Below are 2,042 nucleotides of genomic sequence, written 5' to 3'. Positions count from 1 at the left end.
AGTTTGGATGAGCATTTGAGGTTACGGTTGGTTAGTTTAAGTTCGCTTGTTAGCGTTGCTTGCCCCTTAATGCGGCGTTAGTTGCCACCAAGGCTTTGGAGTTTTAATGGAAATCATATTAATTTTTTTAGCGCTGTTGGTTGCGTGTTTAACCTTATTTATTCAGCGTCAGCATAACCGGAAAGAGTTGTTACCCATAATCCACACTTACTTTTCAGCCGCGTCTAAAGATCATCAGGTAACTCGTGAGTTCAAACTGATCAACGATGGTAATGGTGCTGCGATTCTGAAGAGGGTTCAGTTACATTTAGCATCTGGTGAGGAAATTGAAATTACTAACTTCAATGATTTCTCGAAAGTAATCCAACAGAAGAATCCACGCAGTAAAGATGTTGCTACCTCATTGCCATTCGCTCTAAGTGCCAACACATCTGAAGTTATCTACAGCTATTCCCTCTCTGAATCGGCAGATGATCAACTAGATAGTTGTACTGTTACAGTTACCGCGGAATCTGTCTACGGGGATACAGTCGTTGCACATGCGACAGGATTTGATGTCACCTCAAACAAGCGGGATGCATTTTTTGAAATATGGTTTAGTAAAATTGCTGACACATCAATACTACTTTGGGAAAAGGCAACTAACAAAGCGTTTAAGGCAGATTCGCAACGCTAGGCATTTTTGGTTTTCTTTGAATTTAGTGTTTATGGCACAATGGTTTAAGTTAGGTGGCAATGTTGCTCACTACTTAACGCGGCGTTATGCGCCAAAGATCGGATTAACATCCATGCTCTTATGTAAAATACGGACGACTCTAATTTGTTGGCTGCCTGTTTGTTGATAAAAAATCACATGGCTACCTTGAGGAAATTTCCGGTAACCATCTCGAATTTCATCACACGATTTGCCGATGTCGGGATTTTCAGCCAAAAGCCAAAATGAATCGTCAAATTGCTTTAAGTAGATGTTTCGCTGTTCTTTGCCCCAACGGCGTTGAGTAAATAAAGCGATATCACGTAAATCAGTTTTGGCTGCAGTTGTAAGATTAAATGGTTTCATCGATTAGTTTCACTATCAAGTTCATTGATGAAACTATCAAGGTCGTAATCAGCGTCACCACTTTGTTCACCTTCAACAAGTAGTTGACGAAGAGTCTGCAGTTTAGTCTCTTGGTTTTCGAGTAAACGCAAAGCAGAGCGAATGACTTCACTTGCAGAGCCATAACGCCCACTTTGAATTTGGTTTGTGATAAAACCATCAAAGTGCTCACCAAGGGTAATACTTGTGTTCTTAGCCATAAATTTCATCCTCAAAAGTACCAGAAAGTACCTAATTATGGTATCAAATGACTTCCAAGGCAAGGCGCATAACAAACGCTTCAAGAGGGACTGCCAACGCGTGGCATTTTTACTATGCGTTGGTTTTTGTGGCTACGGTGTAATGCGGAAACTTGGCTGTAGCGTTGTCAGCCCCTTAAGCGGGCGTTATAAGCAAGTTCAGCCCCAGAGGATGAAAAATGGAAATCGAGTACAAAGTAAACCATCCAATCTCAGTTGAACAATTCGTGAGTTTACTGAAGAAAACTTCATTGGGTGAGCGGCGTCCTTTGGATAATGAGTCAACTATTCAGGGTATGCTCGATAACTCTAATTTAATTGTGACCGCATGGCTGAACGATCAACTTGTCGGTGTTGCTCGTTCAGTGACAGATTTTCATTATTGCTGCTATCTGTCTGATTTAGCTGTTGATGAAAGTGTTCAATCCAATGGTATAGGTAAATATCTAATCTTAGTGACCAAAGAAGAGTTGAGCCCAAGTTGTAAATTGGTTTTACTATCAGCACCGAAAGCACAAGGTTATTATCCTAAAATTGGTTTTGAAGCTCATAATAGTGCATGGGTTTTATCTAGTTCTGAGCAGTTGAAAATCAATTAAATCAAGGTTTTATTTGCTTATAACAAAGCGTTCAAGAGGGACAGCCAACGCGTGGCATTTTTATTATGCGTTGGTTTTTGTGGTTACAGTGTTATGCGGAAAGTT

4 protein-coding genes are annotated in these 2,042 nt (G+C 40.4%); 2 read left to right on the top strand and 2 right to left on the bottom strand.

Going from position 1 to position 2,042, the window contains the following annotated elements:
• Nucleotides 1–106: 106 nt before the first annotated feature.
• Nucleotides 107–676 carry a hypothetical protein gene (locus B7C60_RS00090; RefSeq protein ID WP_045626594.1) on the top strand — a complete coding sequence of 190 codons (570 nt, stop codon included), beginning with the start codon at nucleotides 107–109 and terminating at the stop codon, nucleotides 674–676.
• An 84-nt stretch (nucleotides 677–760) separates the two neighbouring features.
• On the opposite strand, the gene B7C60_RS00080 is transcribed toward B7C60_RS00090, so the two are convergent.
• Both B7C60_RS00080 and B7C60_RS00075 read right to left on the bottom strand, forming a co-directional pair.
• On the bottom strand, nucleotides 761–1,060 hold the full coding sequence (locus B7C60_RS00080; RefSeq protein ID WP_000802131.1) for a type II toxin-antitoxin system RelE/ParE family toxin: 300 nt from the start codon (nucleotides 1,058–1,060) through the stop codon (nucleotides 761–763).
• Nucleotides 1,057–1,299, bottom strand: coding sequence for a type II toxin-antitoxin system ParD family antitoxin (locus tag B7C60_RS00075; protein WP_002044787.1), 243 nt, complete (start codon nucleotides 1,297–1,299; stop codon nucleotides 1,057–1,059). The genes B7C60_RS00080 and B7C60_RS00075 overlap by 4 nt, the downstream gene beginning before the upstream one ends.
• Nucleotides 1,300–1,517: 218 nt before the next feature.
• Between B7C60_RS00075 and B7C60_RS00065 the strand changes: the two genes are divergently transcribed.
• Nucleotides 1,518–1,937: a GNAT family N-acetyltransferase gene (locus B7C60_RS00065; protein ID WP_017045848.1), complete on the top strand. Its 420-nt coding sequence runs from the start codon at nucleotides 1,518–1,520 to the stop codon at nucleotides 1,935–1,937.
• Nucleotides 1,938–2,042: the final 105 nt, after the last annotated feature.

Source organism: Vibrio fujianensis, from assembly GCF_002749895.1.
Lineage (GTDB): Bacteria > Pseudomonadota > Gammaproteobacteria > Enterobacterales > Vibrionaceae > Vibrio > Vibrio fujianensis.
Note: the sequence above shows the minus strand (reverse complement) of the source record. Positions and strands in the feature narration are given on the sequence as shown.